The organism is Geobacter hydrogenophilus, from assembly GCF_018501225.1.
Taxonomy (GTDB): Bacteria; Desulfobacterota; Desulfuromonadia; order Geobacterales; family Geobacteraceae; genus Geobacter; species Geobacter hydrogenophilus.
Genome location: NZ_JAHCZI010000004.1, coordinates 84,633 through 104,426, shown reverse-complemented (window position 1 = coordinate 104,426; position 19,794 = coordinate 84,633). Strand labels below are relative to the sequence as shown.

The 19,794-nt window shown below is 63.8% G+C and carries 17 protein-coding genes; 6 read left to right on the top strand and 11 right to left on the bottom strand.

From position 1 onward, the window contains the following. Positions 1-210: 210 nt before the first annotated feature. Together KI811_RS08735 and uvrA are read left to right on the top strand one after the other, a co-directional pair. A complete protein-coding gene (locus tag KI811_RS08735; protein WP_214186091.1) occupies positions 211-501 on the top strand; it encodes a hypothetical protein in 291 nt (96 codons plus the stop codon). Between the two features lie 170 nt (positions 502-671). Next, on the top strand, positions 672-3,485 hold the full coding sequence (uvrA, locus tag KI811_RS08730; RefSeq protein ID WP_214186090.1) for an excinuclease ABC subunit UvrA: 2,814 nt from the start codon (positions 672-674) through the stop codon (positions 3,483-3,485). Between the two features lie 73 nt (positions 3,486-3,558). Here the strand turns inward: uvrA and KI811_RS08725 are convergent, their stop codons facing one another. The 11 genes from KI811_RS08725 to KI811_RS08675 all read right to left on the bottom strand — a co-directional run bounded on the left by KI811_RS08725 (position 3,559) and on the right by KI811_RS08675 (position 15,074). Further along, the gene (locus tag KI811_RS08725; protein WP_214186089.1) at positions 3,559-4,290 is read right to left on the bottom strand and encodes a DUF1847 domain-containing protein; all 732 of its coding nucleotides are present in this window, start codon (positions 4,288-4,290) and stop codon (positions 3,559-3,561) included. A 2-nt stretch (positions 4,291-4,292) separates the two neighbouring features. Next, positions 4,293-4,580, bottom strand: coding sequence for a DUF2288 domain-containing protein (locus KI811_RS08720; protein WP_214186088.1), 288 nt, complete (start codon positions 4,578-4,580; stop codon positions 4,293-4,295). A gap of 132 nt (positions 4,581-4,712) precedes the next feature. Continuing rightward, positions 4,713-6,110, bottom strand: coding sequence for an efflux transporter outer membrane subunit (locus tag KI811_RS08715; RefSeq protein ID WP_214186087.1), 1,398 nt, complete (start codon positions 6,108-6,110; stop codon positions 4,713-4,715). A gap of 8 nt (positions 6,111-6,118) precedes the next feature. Next, positions 6,119-8,077, bottom strand: a complete 1,959-nt coding sequence (locus tag KI811_RS08710; protein WP_214186086.1) for a MacB family efflux pump subunit — start codon at positions 8,075-8,077, stop codon at positions 6,119-6,121. A gap of 2 nt (positions 8,078-8,079) precedes the next feature. After that, the gene (locus KI811_RS08705; RefSeq protein ID WP_214186085.1) at positions 8,080-9,270 is read right to left on the bottom strand and encodes an efflux RND transporter periplasmic adaptor subunit; all 1,191 of its coding nucleotides are present in this window, start codon (positions 9,268-9,270) and stop codon (positions 8,080-8,082) included. Continuing rightward, positions 9,267-9,908: a CerR family C-terminal domain-containing protein gene (locus KI811_RS08700; protein ID WP_214186084.1), complete on the bottom strand. Its 642-nt coding sequence runs from the start codon at positions 9,906-9,908 to the stop codon at positions 9,267-9,269. The genes KI811_RS08705 and KI811_RS08700 overlap by 4 nt, the downstream gene beginning before the upstream one ends. Before the next feature lie 106 nt (positions 9,909-10,014). After that, a complete protein-coding gene (locus KI811_RS08695) occupies positions 10,015-10,758 on the bottom strand; it encodes a TIGR03915 family putative DNA repair protein (protein ID WP_214186083.1) in 744 nt (247 codons plus the stop codon). After that, the gene (locus KI811_RS08690) at positions 10,755-12,050 is read right to left on the bottom strand and encodes a putative DNA modification/repair radical SAM protein (protein ID WP_214186082.1); all 1,296 of its coding nucleotides are present in this window, start codon (positions 12,048-12,050) and stop codon (positions 10,755-10,757) included. The genes KI811_RS08695 and KI811_RS08690 overlap by 4 nt, the downstream gene beginning before the upstream one ends. A gap of 86 nt (positions 12,051-12,136) precedes the next feature. Next, positions 12,137-13,261 carry an NADH:flavin oxidoreductase gene (locus KI811_RS08685; RefSeq protein ID WP_214186081.1) on the bottom strand — a complete coding sequence of 375 codons (1,125 nt, stop codon included), beginning with the start codon at positions 13,259-13,261 and terminating at the stop codon, positions 12,137-12,139. A gap of 16 nt (positions 13,262-13,277) precedes the next feature. Then, complete coding sequence (pyk, locus tag KI811_RS08680; RefSeq protein ID WP_214186080.1) at positions 13,278-14,720, bottom strand: pyruvate kinase; 1,443 nt, start codon at positions 14,718-14,720, stop codon at positions 13,278-13,280. A gap of 18 nt (positions 14,721-14,738) precedes the next feature. Continuing rightward, complete coding sequence (locus tag KI811_RS08675) at positions 14,739-15,074, bottom strand: cytochrome C (RefSeq protein WP_214186079.1); 336 nt, start codon at positions 15,072-15,074, stop codon at positions 14,739-14,741. A 214-nt stretch (positions 15,075-15,288) separates the two neighbouring features. Here KI811_RS08675 and hypB point away from each other — a divergent pair, with 214 nt between their 5' ends. The 4 genes from hypB to hypD all read left to right on the top strand — a co-directional run bounded on the left by hypB (position 15,289) and on the right by hypD (position 19,792). After that, on the top strand, positions 15,289-16,035 hold the full coding sequence (gene hypB, locus KI811_RS08670) for a hydrogenase nickel incorporation protein HypB (protein ID WP_214186078.1): 747 nt from the start codon (positions 15,289-15,291) through the stop codon (positions 16,033-16,035). Positions 16,036-16,051: 16 nt separating this feature from the next. Continuing rightward, entirely contained in the window at positions 16,052-18,334 is a 2,283-nt protein-coding gene (hypF, locus tag KI811_RS08665) for a carbamoyltransferase HypF (RefSeq protein WP_214186077.1), read from the top strand. Between the two features lie 5 nt (positions 18,335-18,339). Then, complete coding sequence (locus KI811_RS08660; RefSeq protein ID WP_214186076.1) at positions 18,340-18,570, top strand: HypC/HybG/HupF family hydrogenase formation chaperone; 231 nt, start codon at positions 18,340-18,342, stop codon at positions 18,568-18,570. A gap of 130 nt (positions 18,571-18,700) precedes the next feature. After that, positions 18,701-19,792, top strand: a complete 1,092-nt coding sequence (gene hypD / locus KI811_RS08655; RefSeq protein ID WP_214186075.1) for a hydrogenase formation protein HypD — start codon at positions 18,701-18,703, stop codon at positions 19,790-19,792. Positions 19,793-19,794: the final 2 nt, after the last annotated feature.

Here is a 19,794-nt window from a genome sequence, read left to right as displayed (position 1 = left end):
ATTTCTTTGGAATAATAATAAAATTACCAGGGAGATAAAAGGCATTCCTGGTACCGGCCATCAGGAGGAAATATTTCGAGAAAAATCGCCCTTAACGCAAACCTATCATGGTGAGCCAGGGGGGGCAAGGATAAATTGCTGGGAGATAGTGACCTCCTCCGTCAATGGGGGAGAAGGGAAGGCCCGCGGCAGGCGGGCGGGGAGGACGCCATGAAAGGGGCACACGGACGGTTTTGCGAGGTTTCACAGCTTCTTGCGGGGGATGCCCGGGGAGGACAGCTTGCCGATGATCTTCTGAATGCCTGTTTCGACCATGTGCTGCCGGAGGATGGCGGCGAGGGGAGCATGAAGACCCTGGCCCACCTCATGGCGGTGCTGGATCGGTTCAATGCCTACGTGCAGCGAGAGGGGGGAGAGGGGCTTTTTGTCGGAACACCGGAAGAGGTCGCGGTCTGGGCCGAAGACCTCACCCGGCAGATCTGGGAGAACCGCCCCAACTGACCGGCTAGCCCCGGTTTATTGGGGACAGCCAGTGCGCGTCTCAACGATTCGATGTTATGCCATGGGTCGGCCGAAGGGCCGGCCTTTTTTTATTCCGTTCCGTGCTATAGTATTTTTCTGCCCGGACGTCCCCGGGCCCAATCACCGCACACCGAAGGAACCGGAATCCCATGGCACACGATACCATCATCGTCAAAGGCGCCTGCGAACATAACCTCAAATGCATCGACGTGGAGATCCCCCGGGACAAGCTCGTCGTCATCACCGGCATCTCCGGCTCGGGGAAATCGACCCTGGCCTTCGACACCATCTACGCCGAGGGGCAGCGCCGCTACGTGGAGTCCCTCTCGGCCTATGCCCGCCAGTTCCTGGAGCAGATGGAAAAGCCCGATGTGGAATCCATCGAGGGGCTCTCCCCCGCCATCTCCATCGAGCAGAAGACCACGAGCCGCAATCCCCGCTCCACCGTGGGCACCGTCACTGAGATTTACGACTACCTCCGACTCCTCTTCGCCCGCGTCGGGCACCCCCACTGCTACCAGTGCGGCAAGGAGATCACCTCCCAGACCGTCTCCCAGATGGTGGACCAGATCATGGCCATGGCCGCGGGGACGAAGCTCCAGCTCCTCTCCCCTATGATCAGGGGGCGCAAGGGGGAGTACCGGAAGGAGCTGGCCCAGCTCCGCAAGGACGGCTTTGTCCGGGTCATCGTGGACGGGGCGCAGTATGAGCTCTCAGAGGAGATCCCCCTCGACAAGAACAAGAAACACGATATCGACATCGTGGTGGACCGGCTCATCGTCAAGGAGGGGATCGAGCGGCGCCTGGCCGACTCCCTGGAGACGGCCCTGAACCATGCCGAAGGGGTGGTGAAGGTGCAGGTGGTGAACGGCGAGACAATCCTCTTCTCCGAGGCCCTGGCCTGCATCGACTGCGGCATCTCCTACCCCGAGATGACCCCCCGGATGTTCTCCTTCAATAACCCCTACGGGGCCTGCCCCGACTGCACCGGCCTCGGGACGCGGATGTATTTCGACCCGGAACTGGTGGTGCCGAACCCGGACCTCTCCATCCGCGACGGGGCCATCGTGCCGTGGGAGAAGCGGCTTTCCGGATGGTACCACCTGACCCTGGATGCCTTGGCCAAGGCCTACAAATTCGATATCCTGACCCCCTTCAAGAAGCTGCCGCAGCGGGTCCAGGACGTGGTCCTCCGGGGCTCCGGCGGGGAGAAGATCGAGTTCTGGTGGGAGGAGGACGGCGGTCGCCGCCACACCTACACCAAGGAGTTCGAGGGGGTGATCCCGAACCTGGAGCGGCGCTACCGGGAGAGCGACTCGGAGCAGGTCCACGAAGAGCTGGAGCGGTACATGAACGTGATGCCGTGCCCCACCTGCCAGGGGGCGCGGCTGAAGAAGGAGGCGCTCCACGTGAAGGTGGCGGGGCGCGACATCCGGCAGGTGACGGCCCTCTCCATCAAGGACGCCCTGGAGTTCTTCGCCTCTCTCACCTTGACGCAGAAGGAGGAGGAGATCGCCCGCCGCATCCTGAAAGAAATCCGGGAGCGGCTCCACTTCCTCGTGAACGTGGGGCTCGACTACCTCTCGCTGGACCGGGCCTCGGGGACACTCTCCGGCGGCGAGGGACAACGGATCCGGCTCGCCACCCAGATCGGCTCCAGCCTCGTGGGGGTCCTCTACATCCTGGACGAGCCCTCCATCGGCCTCCACCAGCGGGACAACGGCCGGCTCCTCCAGACCCTGAAGCACCTGCGCGACATCGGCAACACGGTCCTCGTGGTGGAGCACGACGAGGAGACGATCCTGGAGGCGGACCACGTCCTCGACATGGGACCCGGCGCCGGCGAGCACGGCGGCCGCGTAGTGGCCCAGGGGACCCCGGCGGAGATCATGGCGAACCCCGCCTCCCTCACCGGCCGCTACCTCTCGGGGGAGCTCGCCATCGCCGTGCCGAAGAAGCGCAGAAAACCGAAGCGCTTCATCACCATGGTCGAGGCCGCGGAAAACAACCTGAAAGATGTCACCGTCGACATCCCCCTCGGGGTCATGACCTGCGTCACCGGGGCCTCCGGGTCGGGGAAATCGACCCTGGTCATCGACACCCTCTACAAGGTCCTGGGCCAGCGCCTCTACAAGAGCCGCGAGCGGGCCGGGACGGTGAAAGAGATCAGGGGGCTGGAGCAGCTCGACAAGGTCATCAATATCGACCAGTCCCCCATCGGCCGCACCCCCCGCTCCAATCCCGCCACCTACACCGGCGTCTTCGCCGACATCCGCGACCTCTTCGCCCAGCTCCCCGAGTCCAAGGTGCGCGGCTACAAGCCGGGGCGCTACTCCTTCAACGTGAAGGGGGGGCGATGCGAGGCGTGCTCCGGCGACGGGATCATCAAGATTGAGATGCACTTTCTTCCCGATGTCTATGTCCAGTGCGAGGTCTGCAAGGGGGCCCGCTACAACCGCGAGACCCTTGAGGTGACCTACAAGGGGAAATCCATCGCCCAGGTTCTCGACATGACCGTCTCCGAGGCGCTCCGGTTCCTGGAGAACATCCCGAAGATCAAGACGAAGCTCCAGACCCTGGAGGAGGTGGGGCTCGGCTACATTCGCCTTGGCCAGTCGGCCACGACCCTTTCCGGCGGTGAGGCCCAGCGGGTGAAGCTCGCCAAGGAGCTGGCCCGCCGCGCCACGGGACGGACCATCTATATCCTCGACGAACCGACCACTGGCCTCCATTTCCACGACATCGCCAAGCTCCTGGAGGTGTTGAAGAAGCTCGTGGAGGGGGGAAACACCATCGTGATCATCGAGCACAATCTGGACGTCATCAAGACCGCTGATTGGCTCATCGACCTCGGTCCCGAAGGGGGTGACCGGGGGGGCGAGATCATCGCCACCGGCACTCCCGAGGATGTGGCAAAGGTGACGCGGTCGTATACGGGACAGTATCTGCGGAAGATGCTGTGAGATGCCGTGAAAATCCGCCTTAACGTGGCGGATTTTCACGGTAATTAGCTGTGCATGGTAAAGAGAGGGAGAACTACGTTTCTTCGGCAGGTATCGCGACAGGTTGCACCCGCAGCCGCTTGTAATAGAAGTTTTGCCCGTAGAGGACCGCCGCTGGGTTGTGGCCCGTGACCCGGTCCTTGCAGACGAGCGTCGTTACCGGCGCCTGGGAGTGCTTGGTGAAGAGCATGTCGTGCCCCACGCAGAGGCCGACGATGATGTTCATGTGGGTGCCGCAGCGGTTCAGGATTTCCGCCTGGGCGATGGGGTTGCAGGCCGGCTCGAAGGTGCCGGGGCGGACCTTGTCGGTCTCCTCCAGCCCCAGCTCCAGCTTGTCGATGCTCCCCGATTTGCAGCAGACGCTTGCCGGCTCCAGCCCCTGGGCCTCCAGGATGGCCACGAGCTGTTTCGTCTCCTCCAGGAGGCCGATGCAGGTGGCGATGCCTATTTTCTGCCATCCCATGAGCTTCGCCAGGGCCACGGTGTCCTCCACCCGGGTCCAGCGGGCCACCACGGCCTCGCTGCCGGGCATCTTCTGGTAGCAGAGCCCCTCTACTTTTGCCGCCACCCGGGCAAGGCGGGCGTCGTCGCTGTCACCCCGGTACTGGGCGAAACTCTCGTCGATGAGTTCCGATGACGTCTTTGACGGGCAGTTGGCCGGCTGGCCGGGGCGGTTTTCCGGGCTGCTCCAGCAGTTGGTGGTGCCGCTCTTCTGCCAGACTGCACTACAGTTCGCGCAGGAGGGTATCGTTTCGTTATCGGCCATGGTCATTGCTCCTTCATGAGGACATAGGGGCTGATGATGAGGGTGCTGAAGCGGGCAGCCTTGTCGGCGTCCCATATGGCGATCTGGCTGTCGCTCGGCTTGGACAGCTTCCCGGATTCGATCCAGGCACCCACGGTGACTGTGTCGTCCCGGGCGATTCGCTCGCCCACCTCCGCTATTTCCAGCTCCGGTGCAACGACGATCAGCCCCCCTCGCTCCAGATGGGCCCGGAGCCAGTTCCACTCCGCCACGTCTACCTGAAGCGCCAGTTCTTCCTTGGTTGGTTTCACGTCTTCTCTCCTTGTCGTCTTGCTCTCATACCATCCGTGGTGCAGTTACGACAGGATACCAGCATCGGGCGAAAAATCAAAAAAAGTCCGCAACAATAAACTCCAAGTCCAGGTTCAGGCCGAATGGCAGGGTCACGAACCCGCTGCCACGGACTGGGGACCGCCGATCGCCTGGTAGAGTGCCATACAATTCCTGAGCCGGTTCAGGCGGACGGCGGCAAGGGCCCTTTCGGCGTCACGCCGGCTCTCCTGGGCGTCGAGCCACGGCTGCAACGCCGTCGATCCCGCGCGATACCGGATCTCGGCCAGTTCCTCGGCCTTTTTGGCCAGTGCCAGGGACTCTTCCAGCTGCATAACCTCCTCTTCGGTGCGGGTGCGGGCCGACAGGGCGTTCTCCACGTCGCTGAGGGCCGAGTAGAGGGACTGGCGGAAGGTGACCACCGCTTCCTCGTACTCCGTTTTCGAGATCTCCTCGTTCAGCTTCATGGTGTTCCACTGGATGAAGGGGAGGGTCACGCCTGCCCCCAGGGCGGCGTACGGATTCCGCAGCAGATCCAGCAGGCTGGTGCTGCTTGTGCCGAGGGTGCCGGTAAGGGTGAAGCTCGGATAGTAGCTGGCACGGGTGGTGTCGATGCTTGCCAGGTATTTCCTGAGCCTCTGCTCCGCCGCCCTGAGGTCCGGACGTTGCCCGAGAAGGCTTGCGGGGAGACCGGCTGCAACTGTCGGAAGCGACCCATCGGGCAACCGTTGCCGTTCCGGCACGCTGTTCTCCGGCGCCTGGTCGAAGAGGATCGCCAGGGCATTGCGCGCCTCGGTCCGCTGCTGCAGGAGTTCCGTCAGTTGGGCTTTCTGGGCGGCAACGGTCTGACGGGCCTGGGTCTGGTCGAGGGCGGAAACGGCGCCGGCGCGGTATTTCACTTCCGTCAGGTCCCAGATCTTTTCCGCGTAGGCGATGCTCGCCTCGACGGTGGCGATCCGCTCGTTCAGGTAGGCAATCTGCCAGTAGTTGGTGGCGACCGTGCCGATCAGTGACAGGGCGGTGCTCTGGCGATCCGACTCGGTCGCCTCGGCTTCCCATCTGCTGGTGTCGCGGGCGCTGGACAGTTTGCCCCAGAGGTCCAGCTCGTAGCTGGCCGTGCCGGTGACGCCGCTTGTCTTGGTATTGACGTGGTTCTTCAGGTCACGGGTGATGCTGCTGGTGGCCCCCACCGATACCGATGGCGTCAGGTTGGTGCCGGTAAGCCGGGCGGAGAGCTGGGCCCGCCTTACCCTGATGGCGGCGGCAGCGAGGTCGTTGTTGGTTTTGAGAGCCCGCTCGATCAGTTCGCTCAGGGCCGGATCGTTGAAATCCCGCCACCATTGCTCTCTGGCAGCAACGGTTGTTCCGGTGATGCCCGTCTCCTGCCATTGCTGGGGAAGAGTCACATCCGGACGGGTATACTGGCTGCGGGGGAGGAGGCCGTTGCAGCCTGCCAGGAGGAGCATCATCGGCAACGCGAGGGTGTATTTGTACTTGGATACCGTGTTCATACGTGTGCTTACTCCCGTGCCAGCGCTTCGATCGGGTCCAGCCGGGCCGCGTTGCGAGCCGGGAGAAAGCCGAAGACGACACCGATCAGTGTTGAACAGAGAAATGCCAAGACAATGGACATGACGGAAAACTGCATGGCGAAGCTGCTCACGAACAGGGAGAACACCTTGCCGACTCCCCAGGAGCAGACAATGCCGATCATTCCCCCCATCAGGCAGACCAGGACCGACTCGATGAGGAACTGCTGCATGATGTCCTCCTGCCGGGCACCGACCGCCATCCGGATGCCGATCTCGTGGGTCCGTTCCGTCACCGACACCAGCATGATGTTCATGACGCCGATGCCGCCGACGATGAGGGAGATGACCGCAATGGCCGAGATCATCAGCTTCAGGGTGGTGGTGGTCTTGTTGATGGTCTTCATGATGCTGTCGCTGCTGTTGGTGTAGAAGTCCTTGCGGCCGTGCCGCTGGGTGACCAGTTTGGTGATGCTCTGCTCCGCCACCTGGTTGGAGATGCCGTCTTTGACCCGCACCGAGATGGAACTGAAATACTGCTGTCCCAGCAGCCGGTTCATGGCGGCGCTGTAGGGGATCCAGACCTCAAGGTTCGAGCTGTTCCCCATGGGGCCGTCCTTCTCTTTGGTGACGCCGATGACCCTGCAGGGAAGTGAGCCGATAAAGAGCACCTTGCCGATGGGGTCTTCCGTGGCGAAGAATTTCTTGCGGCTGTTCTGGTCGATCACTACCACCTGGGCCTGCTGTTTCACCTCATCGGTGCTGAAGGCGATGCCGTCGGCAATGTCATACCCCTTGACCCGGAAGTACTGTTCGCTCACGCCGTTCACCGAGGCATTGGCGGTGATGTTGCGGTAGCGGAGGAGCTGGCTGCCGCCGGTGGCGGGGGAGGCGCTGTCCACGTACACCTGGGCCTTCAGCGCCTCAAGGTCTGACGGCACGAGGGTCTGGATACTGGCGGCGTCCTCGTCCCCCCAGTCCTTGCCGGGGTTGACGTCGATGACATTGGTCCCCATGGCGCTGATGTCCTTGATGACCTTCTGCTGCGCCCCCTGCCCCAGCGCCACCACCGAGACCACGGAGGTGATGCCGATGATGATCCCGAGCATGGTCAGGAGGGTCCGCATCCGGTGGGAGAGCATGGCAACCCAGGCCATTGTGAAGGCTTCGGCAAAACGTCCCCAATTCGCCTGGAGGAAGTTGACCGACTGTTCGGCTGAAACCTTTGCCGGCAGCGTGGCAGTCGTTGTCGCCTGACGTTCCGGGTTGGCCTGATCACGGACAATCATGCCGTCGCTGATCTCGATGATCCGTTCGGCATGAGCGGCCACTTGCTGGTCGTGGGTGACCAGGATGATGGTATGACCATTGGCATGCAGTTCATGGAGAACCGCCATCATCTCCTTGCCGCTTTTGCTGTCCAGGGCGCCGGTCGGTTCATCGGCCAGGATGACGTCGCCGCCGTTCATCAGCGCCCTGGCGATACTGACCCGTTGCTGCTGGCCGCCGGAAAGCTGGTTGGGGCGATGCTCGCATCGCTCGCTCAGGCCGAGGCGCTCCAGGAGTTTGCCGGCACGTTCCTGCCGGGCATGCTTGTTCACCCCGGCATAGATCGCCGGTATCTCGGCATTCTGGGCGGCGGTGAGATGCGGCAGCAGGTGATAGCGCTGGAAGATAAACCCGAAGTAGTCCCGTCGCAGCCTGGCCAGGTCATCATTTGACAGGCTGCTGGTCTCCCGTCCGTCGATCCGGTAGCTCCCCTCGCTGGGGCGGTCCAGGCAGCCGAGGATGTTCATCAGCGTGGATTTCCCCGAACCGGAGGCACCGACAATGGCCACCATCTCTCCTGCATGGATGGTCAGGTCGATCCCTTTGAGGACGTCGACCTGCTGGTCGCCTGTCGAGAAGCGGCGCACCAGGCCATGTATTTCAAGGAGCGGCTTCCCCATGGCTACCGTCTCCCCGGAGGAGGCATCTTGTTCGGGTCGGTCTTCGGCAGATTGGAACTGTCGCCGAGAACCACCTTTTCCCCCTCTTTCAACCCGTCCAAGACCTGAATCTGCACATTGTTGGAGATGCCGGTGCGGATCGTCCGGGGTACCGGCTGTTCGCCCGCCAGAACCAGGACTGTCGTCTTCCCGTCTTTCTGCTTTTCCCCGAGAGCCGCAACCGGGACGCAGAGTGCCTGCCTGGCCTGATTCAACACCACCGCCACTTGGGTGGTCATGGACACCTTGAGCTTGTTGTCGGGATTCGGCACCTCGAAGAGGCCGTAGTAGTAGATTGCCGAACTGGAGCTGCCGGTACTGGAGCTGCCGGTCGTTGAGGACCCGTTTACCGGACCGGGTTCGATGGCCCGCAGCTTCCCGTAATACCGGGTATCGCTGTCCCCCAGCAAGGTGAAGTAGGTCGGCAGTCCCGGCTTGACCCGGGTCACATCCGCTTCGGAGATCTTGGCCTTGACCGTCATGGTGTCCAGGGTGGCCAGGGTCAGGATCGTCGTGGCCGTCTGGTTCGATACGACAGTCTGCCCCTCTTCGGTGTCGATGGAGATGACGGTCCCGTCGATGGGGGCATGGATACGGGTGTAGCCGAGGTTTGCCCTGGCCGTATCGACCGCAATGATCGCCTTCCTGATCTGGGCCTCCAGGGCGGCGATGTCATGCCGGGTGCTCTCCAGTTGGGCTTGCGCACTCTCAAGGTCGGCCCTGGAACCGGCATCCTTGGCGTTCATCTGGCTCTGGCGCTGAAAGGCCAGTTCATACTGCTTCAGTAAGGCCTGTTTCGATCGTTTCTGTGCCTGCAGGTTGTCGACCTGGGCTTCAGCGTCCCTGAGGGTGTTCTGCGGAAGCACCGGGTCGATTTCAGCCAGCAGTTGCCCCTTCTTCACCGTGTCTCCCAGGGCGACATGGAGGGTCTTGAGTTGTCCAGTGACCTGGGCCCCGACCGCCACGGTCTTGAATGCCTTCAGGATGCCGGTGGCGAGGACGCTTTCCTCCAGATCCATGCGGGAGGCCGGTGCGGTGATGTAGGTGATCTTCTGCGGTGCAAAGAACTTCCTGGCGGCAGCCACCCCCGCCGTCACCAGGAGAATGACTATGATGCCGATGATGATGTTCTTCTTCTTGTTGGGAGAATTCATGGCTTTCTTCCTTTGCTGCGGATTGCGTTGATCCCGGCCAGCGCGAACGTGACCACATGGTCGGCAAAGGCCGTGATGTCTTCGATTATTGCCGGCATCTTGTCGTCCCTGGTTCGCCTGGCGATCCGCTGCATCACCATGGGATGGACGCACATGCTGATGATGCTGATCTCGCAGTAATGGACCTGTTGCTCGGTAGCCTCCGGTCCGAGCAGTTCGCGGACGAGGGCGAGTGTCTTCTGCCGCATGGGGATCATCTCGGTCTTCATGACTTCCTGCAAGAGGCCGGTAGGGTTCACCAGCTCCATCTGGGCAATGAAGAAGTCCCTGTTGTTTTCGTCGGCAATCCGCTGAATCAGGGCAGTAAGCTGCCCCCGCAGCCGTTCTTCGGCGGTCGCGGTTTCGCTGACCCCCCCATCCATCGGGTAAGCCTTGAGCGACTCGGTGAGCGAGTGGCGCCATGCCTCCTGATAGAGGGCTTCCTTGCTGCCGAAGTGATAATTGACGGCGGAGATGTTCGCCTCGGCCCTGCTGCAGATCTCGGCCACCGTGGCATCACGGAACCCCTTTTCGATAAAGACATCGCCTGCCGCCGCCAGCAGTTTTTCCCGGGTGCCTCCCGACTTCTTCCTGGACATAATGCCTCCACAAAACAAAACGAGTATTTCAAATGTTAATTTGAAATACTCGTTTGAATTAGTCAAGGGAATATTTGGGGGAGCAATCCTTTGTGCCGACTGGCGTCTACCGTTCAAACTCCGGCAGGTGCCCCCGGTGCTTGAGGGGGAGGTTCTGCCGCTGGAGCTTCGGATTGTGACGCTCCGCGATGGCAAGACGGTCGAAGTAGCGCTGCCAGAGATCCCGGAAGAGCTCTTCCCCGGCGGAGAGGGGGAGGGGACCGGTCACCTCAAGAGAGGTCTCGGCCCACTTCCGGCGGGCCGGGTCGAAGACGACCGCCTCTCCCCGCCGCGGGTCGTGGATGATCCAGCGCTGGTCGGCAAAGCGGGCTGCGAAGTGGGGGGCGATGAGGGGAAGGATCCGGTGGTCCGGCTCCATGGCGGCGTACCAGACACCTCCTTCCAACTGCTGGAACCGGACGAGCCCCTTGTAGCGATGGGCCTCGCGCCCCACGGCCCGGGCCAGCTTCCAGACGGGGATGACCGCTTCGTGGGCCAGCATGGCGCCGAACCGCGGCCCCGTCGCCAGCCCTAACTCCAGGTAGCGGAAGAGGAGGATTTCCCGGCCGGGCTCGCAGGAGTGAAAGGCATAGCGGAGGGTCTGCAGGGCGCCGGAGGGGAGGGTGCGGCTGATGAGGCGGTAGAGTTCCTCTGCTCGGTCCCGGTCGGTCGCCACCTCCTCGATAGCGGCGAAGAGCCCCTGTTGTTCCGGCTCCCGGTCGGTGATTGCCTCGGGTTTGATGCCCCGTTCCCGGGCCAGGGCCACGGCGGAGAGAAAGCCGGCAAAGGTGCCGTCGTAGCGCAGGATCACAACTCCCCCGTGATGGAGGACTGGATGTCAATTGCAGTGGCGGCGTCGAAGAGGGAGGGCTGGCTCCAGCGGATTTTGGCGGTGGCGCGCTCCGTGAGCCGCAACCGGAGCCCCGCCGCGTCCGGGGCAAGATCGGCCCCGAACCGTCCCCGGGCGGTGATGAAGTAGCGGGCCCGCTTCATGACTACCCCGAGCCGCGCCAGGTCATCCAGGGAGAGGTGTCCTCCTCGTCGCGCCCCGACGATCCGCTGGGCCGACCGGACCCCGATCCCCGGGACCCGTAGGAGGAGTTCCAGTGGTGCCCGGTTCACCTCCAGGGGGAAGAGGTGGAGGTTCCGCAGGGCCCACCCCGCCTTGGGGTCCAGGGCCAGGTCCAGGTTGGGGCGCTCCTCATCCAGGAGTTCGCCGGCGGCGAAACCGTAGTAGCGCATGAGCCAGTCGGCTTGGTAGAGGCGGTGCTCCCGCACCAGGGGCGGGGTGCCGATGACGGTGGGAAGCCGCTCATCGGTGTTCACCGGGATGAAGGCCGAGTAGTAGACCCGTTTCATGGCGAGGCGCCCGTAGAGCCCGGCGGCCAGGGAAACGATCTGTAGGTCGCTCTCCCCGGAGGCGCCCACGATGAGCTGGGTGCTCTGTCCCGCCGGGGCAAAGGGAGGGATCTTTCGGGACACCTTCCGCTCCTCCTTTGTCTGGACGATGAGCTCCCCCACCCGTTTCATGGGCGCGACGATCGCCTCCCGCGACTTGTCCGGGGCCAGAAGCTTCAAGCTTTCCCGTGACGGCAACTCCATGTTGACGCTCACCCGGTCCGCCAGGCGTCCCAGGCGGTCAACCAGGAGGAGGTCGGCGCCGGGGACCACCTTCACGTGGATGTAGCCGTTGAAGCGGTGCTCCTCCCGCAGGATGCGGGTCGCCTCGATGAGAAGCTCCATGGTGTGGTCCGGGTCCTTCACCACGCCGGTGGAGAGGAAGAGTCCCTCGATGGCGTTTCTTCGGTAGAAGCCGATGGTAAGCTCTGCCACCTCGGCAGGGGTGAGGATCACCCGGCGGGTGTCGTTGGAGCGGCGGTTCACGCAGTAGGCGCAGTCGTAGATACAGGCGTTGGTCAGGAGGATCTTGAGGAGCGACACGCAGCGGCCGTCGGCGGTCCAGCTGTGGCAGATGCCGCACTGGGCGGCGTTGCCGATGCCGCCTTTGTTGCGGCGCGAGCTGCCGCTCGATGCGCAGGAGACGTCGTACTTGGCGCCATCGGCGAGGATTTCGAGTTTTTCCGCAAGGGTGAGTTCGGGCATGGTGCTCACTGTTTCCCGTCAGAATAATCAAGGCCCGGGTAATCCTACCCCGGGCCTGTGACGGAATGCGTCGCTAATGTATCGCCTCAGAGGGAAAACGCCCGGCTTTCCCGCTCCACCTTGTCCACCACGCAGTAGATTCCTCCCTCCTTCATCCCCGGCTTGAAGCAGCCGTTGCAGGAGATGCAGCGGGCCCGGCTTTCGTCCCCCTCTTCCCAGCGGCGGGGGAGGTTGGGCTCGCGGATGAGGGGGCGGGAAAGGGAGACGAAGTCGGCCTCTTCCCGACGGATCACCCCTTCCACCAACTCGAAGGTGCGGAATCCCCCCACCACCATGACGGGGCAGGAGACCACCTGCTTGACCCGGTAGGCGAGGGGGAGGTTGTAGGCCTCCTGCTCCCGGGTCTCGATCCCCTGGCGGACCGGAGTCTGGCCGCCCGAGGCAGGTGTGCCGCCGGAGACCTCGATGGCGTCGATCCCCTCCTCATCCAGCATCCGGGCCACCAGAACCGCCTCTTCCAGGTCGAGACCTCCGTTCAGGTTGTCGGAGCCGTTCAGCTTCACCATGACCGGGAAATCCTTCCCCACGGCGGCACGGACGGCCTGGGAGATCTCCAGGAGGAAGCGGCACCGATTCTCCAGGGAGCCGCCATAGCGATCGGAACGGCGGTTAGTGAGGGGGGAGAGGAACTGGTTGATGAGGTAGCCGTGGGCGGCATGGAGTTGGACCGCGTCAAAACCCCACTCCCGGGCCCGTACGGCGCCGGCGGCAAAGGCTGCCACCAGTTCCGCAATTTCGGTTTCGGGGAGTTCACGGGGGAGCTCCGGGTACTGATCGATTTTTACGGCAGAGGGGGCCACGGGCTGACCACCGGCCGCCCTGGCCGTGGTCTGGCCGCCGCAGTGGACCAGCTGGAGGCAGATTTTGCCCCCCTCCCGGTGGACCGCCTCGGCCAGGAGCTGCGCCTCGGGGGCAAAGGAGTCCTCATGGATACCCAGCTGGCCCGGCAGCTGCTTCCCGTCGGGGCGAACGAAGGCATAGCCGGTGATGATGAGACCCACCCCGCCCCGGGCCAGGGTCCCGTAATAGGCGGCCAGTTTCTCCGTGGGATGTCCCCCGTCGCGGCACATTCCCTCCCAGGTGGCGGAGCGGACCAGCCGGTTCCGGAGTATCAGGTGGTTGATTTTCGTCTCGTCGAACACTTTGCGCATGAAACCCAATCCTCCGTTAGAAAATTTCGAAAAATTTCCCGGTCCCCAGCTTGTGGACCTTCATGAGGTTCGTGGAGCCCCGGGCCTCCACCGGCACCCCCATGGTGATAACGATGACGTCTCCCCTGCGGTACCCGGCAGAGAGGAGGGTCGACTCCACGGCCGCGATCTGTTCGTCGGTGCCGGTCATGGTCCCGATGGGGAACGGCTTCACCCCCCAGTAGAGGGAGAGGCGCCGCCGGGTCTCCAGGGACTGGGTGAAGGCGATGATGGGAAGCGGCGGCCGGAACTTGGAGATGAGGGCCGCGGTGCTCCCCGACTGGGTCATGACCGAGATAGCCCGGGCGTCCACGGTGACGGCGGCGCGGCAGGCGGCCTCGGCCACCGCCTCGGCGATACTCGGATTGTGACGCCGCAGGGGGGCATGGCCTTCCACCTGGGCGTAGCGCTCCACGTCCAGGGCCACCTTGTCCATGGTCCGCACCGCCTCCAGGGGGAACCGCCCCGAGGCGGTTTCTCCCGAGAGCATGACCGCGTCGGTCCCGTCCAGGATGGCGTTGGCCACGTCGGAGGTTTCGGCCCGGGTGGGACGCGGGTGGTCGATCATCGATTCCAGCATCTGGGTGGCGGTGATGACCGGCTTCCCCGCCTCGTTGCAGGCCTTGATGATCTTTTTCTGGAAGAGGGGGACCTTTTCGGCGCTGATCTCGACCCCCAGGTCCCCCCGGGCCACCATGACCGCGTCGGCCACCCTGAGGATGCTCTTGAAGTTGCGCAGGGCCTCGGGTTTCTCGATCTTGGCCACCACGGGGATGTGGGCGTCCCGCTCGAAGAGGATCCGCTTGAGCCCCTCCACATCCTCGGCGGTCCGGACAAAGGAGAGGGCGATGTAGTCGACCCCCTCGGCCAGGCAGAACTCCAGGTCCCGCAAGTCCTTCTCCGAGAGTGAGGGGGCCGAGACATGGACTCCGGGGAGGTTGATCCCCTTCAGGTCCTTGAGGGTCCCTCCTTCCACCACGGTGCAGCGGACCCGATTACCCTCCACTGAATGGACCTTCAGCTCGATGAGCCCGTCGTCCATGAGGATGCGGGAGCCGGGCTTTACGTCATGGGGGAGGGCCTTGTAGATGGTGGAGATGAGTGCCGGGGTGCCGATCACCTCGTCGGTGGTGATGTCGAGCTGATCCCCCTTCTTGAGGGGGATGGCACCGTTCTCCATGCGGCCGGTCCTGATCTTCGGCCCCTGGAGGTCGCCGAGGATGCCGATCTCCTTTCCCCGGGCGGCCGAAAGACGCCGGATGGTGGCAATGACCTCCCGGCGCTGGTCATTGGAACCGTGGGAGAAGTTGAGGCGGAAGAGGTCGACTCCCGCCTCCATGAGCTTTCCGATCATCTCCGGCGACGAGCTGACCGGCCCGAGGGTGGCTACGATCTTGGTTTTGCGCGTTAATTTGTCCATGAAATCGATATGGTTCCCTCAGTGGTGGAATTTTCCGATCCGCCCCTTGTGGGCCGGAGTAGGCGATTTGTGGCATTCGAAACAGGGGAGTTCGTCCACCTTCCGGATGTCCAGGGGAGAGGACGGTTTGGCGGGTTGGGGCATGGTATACCCTTCGGTCTGGAAGTAGGGGCGGTCGCGCTCGTCGGAGAGGATCGCCGGCTGGTAGGCCACCTGCCAGTTGGCGCTGATGGGGATCGTGTGGCACTGGTCGCAGCCGCCAGGGGGGGGGATGCTCTTCCAGGACGTGAGCATGGCGCATCCGGTGGTCAGAACGGCTGCCAGGGCAACGAAGAGAAGGGGAGCTGTGCGCATGTGATCGTACTCCGTGGCGAGATGGAAAAACAGCAAAGAATAGAAAGAAGAATAGCACAAAGGGCGGGCAATACAAACATGAAGAACAGCCCACTGATGCTTTGGACCAGATGCTTGACCTTTATTGCCGAATACTATAGGCTCCTTGGTAACTAGTTGAGAGAAAAGACAATTTCCTCTCATGAAGCCACCAAGGACAGGAGGCCGTTTCGACATGTGCACCACCTGCGGTTGCGAAACCGATACCCATCACCACCATCACCACGACCATCACCACCATAATCACAGCGAAGGGAAAGAAGCCCACAAGATCGCCGTCGAGCTGGACATCCTCGCCCGCAACAACCGCTTCGCCGCCGAAAACCGGACACTCTTCGCCGCCAAGGGGATCTTCGCCCTCAATCTCGTGAGCTCCCCCGGTTCGGGGAAGACCACTACCCTGGAGCGGACCCTGAAGGACCTGTCCGCCCGGTATCGCTGCGCCGTCATCGAGGGGGACCAGCAGACAGACAATGACGCCGTCCGCATCGCTTCCACCGGTGTGCCGGTGAAGCAGATCAACACCGGCGCCGGCTGCCACCTGGACGCCCACATGGTGGGCCACGCCGTTGAGGAGTTCGACCTGAACGCCCTCGATCTCCTTCTGGTGGAGAACGTGGGGAACCTGGTCTGTCCCGCTTCCTTCGATCTGGGGGAACACCACAAGGTGGTGGTCCTCTCGGTGACCGAGGGGGAGGACAAACCCCTCAAGTATCCGAACATGTTTCATGCCGCCGACGTAATGCTCCTCAACAAGGTGGATCTCCTCCCCTACGTGGACTTCGACGTGGAGAAGTGCAAGGAAATGGCCCGTCGCGTGAGCCCCGGCATCACCATCTTCGAGATTTCCAGCCGCACCGGAGAGGGGATGGACGCCTGGTACGGCTGGCTTGCCGGCTGCATCGCCGCTGTGAAGGGATAACGCCGCGCTTCGTCCCATGACTGACGTCATCCGCACCAGGATAACCATCGAGGGGATCGTCCAGGGGGTCGGCTTCCGTCCCTTCGTCTTCCGCCTTGCGGAGCACCATGGCGTTGCCGGTTGGGTGCGGAACACCACCGCCGGGGTCGTCGTGGAGGCGGAGGGGGATGCCGGGCGACTCGCCTCCTTCGTGGGTGACCTTACGGTGAACCCCCCCCCTCTGGCTGTCATCGCTTCGATTGCAACCGAGGGGATCCCGCCGGCGGGGGAGACCGCCTTCGCCATCCGCTACAGCGAGGGGAGCGCCGGGCCGGTGCGGGTGGCCCCGGACGGCGACGTCTGCCCCGATTGCCTCCGGGAGCTCTTCGACCCCGCCGACCGCCGCCATCGCTACCCCTTCATCACCTGCACCAACTGCGGCCCCCGCTACTCCCTCATCACCGCCATCCCCTACGACCGCCCCAACACCACCATGGCCCCCTTTCCCCTCTGTGATGCCTGCCGGGCCGAGTACGAGGACCCCCGGGACCGCCGCTTCCATGCCCAGCCGGTGGCCTGCCCGGACTGCGGCCCCCGGCTCAGGCTCGTGGACGCCGACGATCGGGACCTGCCGGGGGATCCCGTGGAGGAGGCTGCGGCGCTTCTCTCCCAGGGGAAGATCGTGGCCGTGAAGGGAATCGGCGGCTATCACCTGGCGGTGGACGCCCTGAACGACGGTGCGGTGCGGGAGCTGCGCCGCTGCAAGGCCCGGGACGAGAAGCCCTTCGCCCTCATGGCCCCCGACCTGGCGGCGGTGCGGACCTTTGCCCTTCCCGACGCCGTGGAGGAACGGCTCCTGGTCGCCCCCGAGCACCCCATCGTGCTCCTGCGGCAGCGCCCCGGCAATCCCGTCTCCCCCCTGGTGGCCCCGTCCAACGGCTACTTCGGGACCATGCTCCCCTATGCGCCGCTCCACCATCTCCTCCTGCGGGGCCGGTTCACGGCCCTGGTCATGACGAGCGGCAACCTCTCCGACGAACCCATCGCCTACCGGGACACCGAGGCCAGGGAGCGGCTCGCGTCAATCGCCGATGCGTTCCTGGTCCACGACCGGGAGATCCATACCCGCACCGACGACTCCGTGATCCGGGTCTTCCGGGGGAATCCCCTCTTCCTGCGCCGGTCCCGGGGGTATGTGCCGCGGGAGGTGCGGATTCCCGTGGAGGTTCCGGCCGTTCTCGCCGTGGGGGCCGAGCTGAAGGGGACCGTCTGCCTTGCCCGGGGGGACCGGGCCGTCATGAGCCAGCACATCGGTGACCTGAAAAACGCCGCCACCCTCGATTCTTTGGCGGAGACGACCGCACACCTCCAGGGGCTCCTGGAGATAACCCCGGAGCTTGTGGCCCACGACCTCCACCCCGACTACCTCTCCACGGCCTTTGTCGAGGGAATGGTGGGGCTGCCGCGTATGGCGGTCCAGCACCACCATGCCCACCTGGCATCCTGCATGGCCGAGAACGGCCTCGACGGGGAGGTGATCGGTGTCATCTTCGACGGCACCGGCTACGGCACGGACGGCACCGTCTGGGGGGGAGAGTTCCTCGTGGGGGGGTACGGGGGCTTCTGGCGTGCCGGCCACCTCCGGCAGGTCCCCCTTCCCGGCGGCGACGCCGCGGTGCGGGAGCCGTTCCGCATGGCGCTCTCCTATCTCCACGACGCTTTCGGCGCCGGGCTCTTCGACCTTTCCCTTCCGTGGCTTGCTGATGTTGCCGAGTCGGAGCGTCCCCTCTTTCTCCGGATGCTTGAGCGGCGGATCAATTCTCCCCTTACCTCCAGCTGCGGCCGGCTCTTTGACGCCGTGGCGGCCACCATGGGGGTGCGGGCAAAGGTTTCCTTCGAGGGGCAGGCGGCCATGGAACTGGAGGCCCTGGCCGAAGGGTGCGATACGGCGTCCCTGTACCCCTATGCCATTGTTCGCAAAAACGGCGGTGCCGAGATCGATTTCCGGCTCATGGTCCGGGCTCTCGCGGAGGATGTGTCCGCTGGCCGGCCGGTGGAGGAGTTGGCCCGGGCCTTCCACAACACCCTTGCCGGGGCGGTAACGGACCTCTGTGCCCAGATTCGCGCTGTGGACGGCCTGGACCGTGTCGCCCTCTCCGGGGGCGTTTTCCAGAACAAACTGTTGACGGAAGGGGTTTTCCAGACCCTGACCGATCAGGGATTCCATGTCTACACCCACCGGCTTGTTCCTCCCAACGACGGGGGGCTGGCCCTGGGGCAGGCGATAATCGCAGGATACGGAGCACGAAAAGGAGAATAGGATTTATGTGTCTTGGAGTACCCATGCAGGTGGTCAGCATCGGCGACGGCAACATCGTTGCCGAGATCGACGGAGTGAGGAAGGAAGCGAGCCTCATGCTCCTCGATGAAGAGGTGAAGGAAGGGGATTTCGTCATCGTCCACGCGGGCTTTGCCATCTCCCGCCTCGACGAGGAGGATGCCCAGGAAACCTTGAAGCTCATGAGAGAGGTGTTCAAGCCGGAGGACATGGCATAGAAACGCGGCTTTTCCGCAATCTCGGCGTTGATCTTCAGGATTGCTTGTGCGGCGTACCTATAGTACGCCTCCGCTCAATCCTTTGAGCGCCTTGACCTTGCGAAAAATCCACGTTTCTGAGGAGAAACGTATGAAGTATCAGGACGAATTCCGCGACCGCCATGTGGTGCTGGGCCTTGCCGCCCGGATCAGGGAGCACGTGACCGGGCGCACGGAGCCCATGACCTTCATGGAGGTCTGCGGCACCCATACCATGTCGATCTATCAGTACGGGCTCCGCACCCTGCTTCCTCCCCAGGTGCGGCTCATCTCCGGGCCGGGCTGTCCGGTCTGCGTCACTCCCAACGAGTACCTGGACCGGGCCGTGGCCCTCTGCCGGCTCCCCGGTGTCATCGTCGCCACCTTCGGCGACATGGTCCGGGTCCCCGGCTCCACGTCGTCGCTCCAGGAGGAGCGGGCCCGGGGGGCCGACATCCGGATCGTCTACTCTCCCCTGGATGCCGTCGCCATTGCCGCCAGGAATCCGGAGAGGCGGGTGGTCTTTCTCGGCGTCGGCTTCGAGACCACGGCCCCGGCCATCGGCGGGAGCATCCTGGCGGCGAAAAGACAGGGGCTTGCCAACTACTTCGTGCTGGCAGCCCACAAGACCATGCCGAAGCCCATGGGGGTCCTCTCCGCCGACCCGGACCTGAAGATCGACGGCTACATCTGCCCCGCCCACGTAAGCACCATCACCGGGCCGGACATCTACCGCTTCCTGGCCGAGGAGTTCCATATCCCCTGTGTCATCACCGGCTTCGAGCCCGCCGACGTCATGCAGGGGGTCGAGATGCTGGTCCGCCAGGTGGTGGCGGGGGAGAGCCGGGTGGAGACCCAGTACAGCAGAGTGGTACGGCCCGAGGGGAACCGGAAGGCCCAGGAGGTGATCCGGGAGGTATTCACCCCCTGCGATGCCCCCTGGCGGGGCATCGGAGTCATCCCGGGGAGCGGCCTGCGGATCGCCGACGCCTATGCTGCGTTTGACGCCGAGAAGGCGATTTCCGTGGCGGTGGAGGAGACCCGGGAACACGCGGGATGCCTCTGCGGCGAGATCCTCAAGGGGAAGGTGACCCCGGCCGACTGTCCCCTCTTTGGCGGTGCCTGCACCCCCGAATCCCCCGTGGGGGCCTGCATGGTCTCCTCCGAGGGAACCTGCGCGGCGGCGTACAAGTATGGCCAGTGACC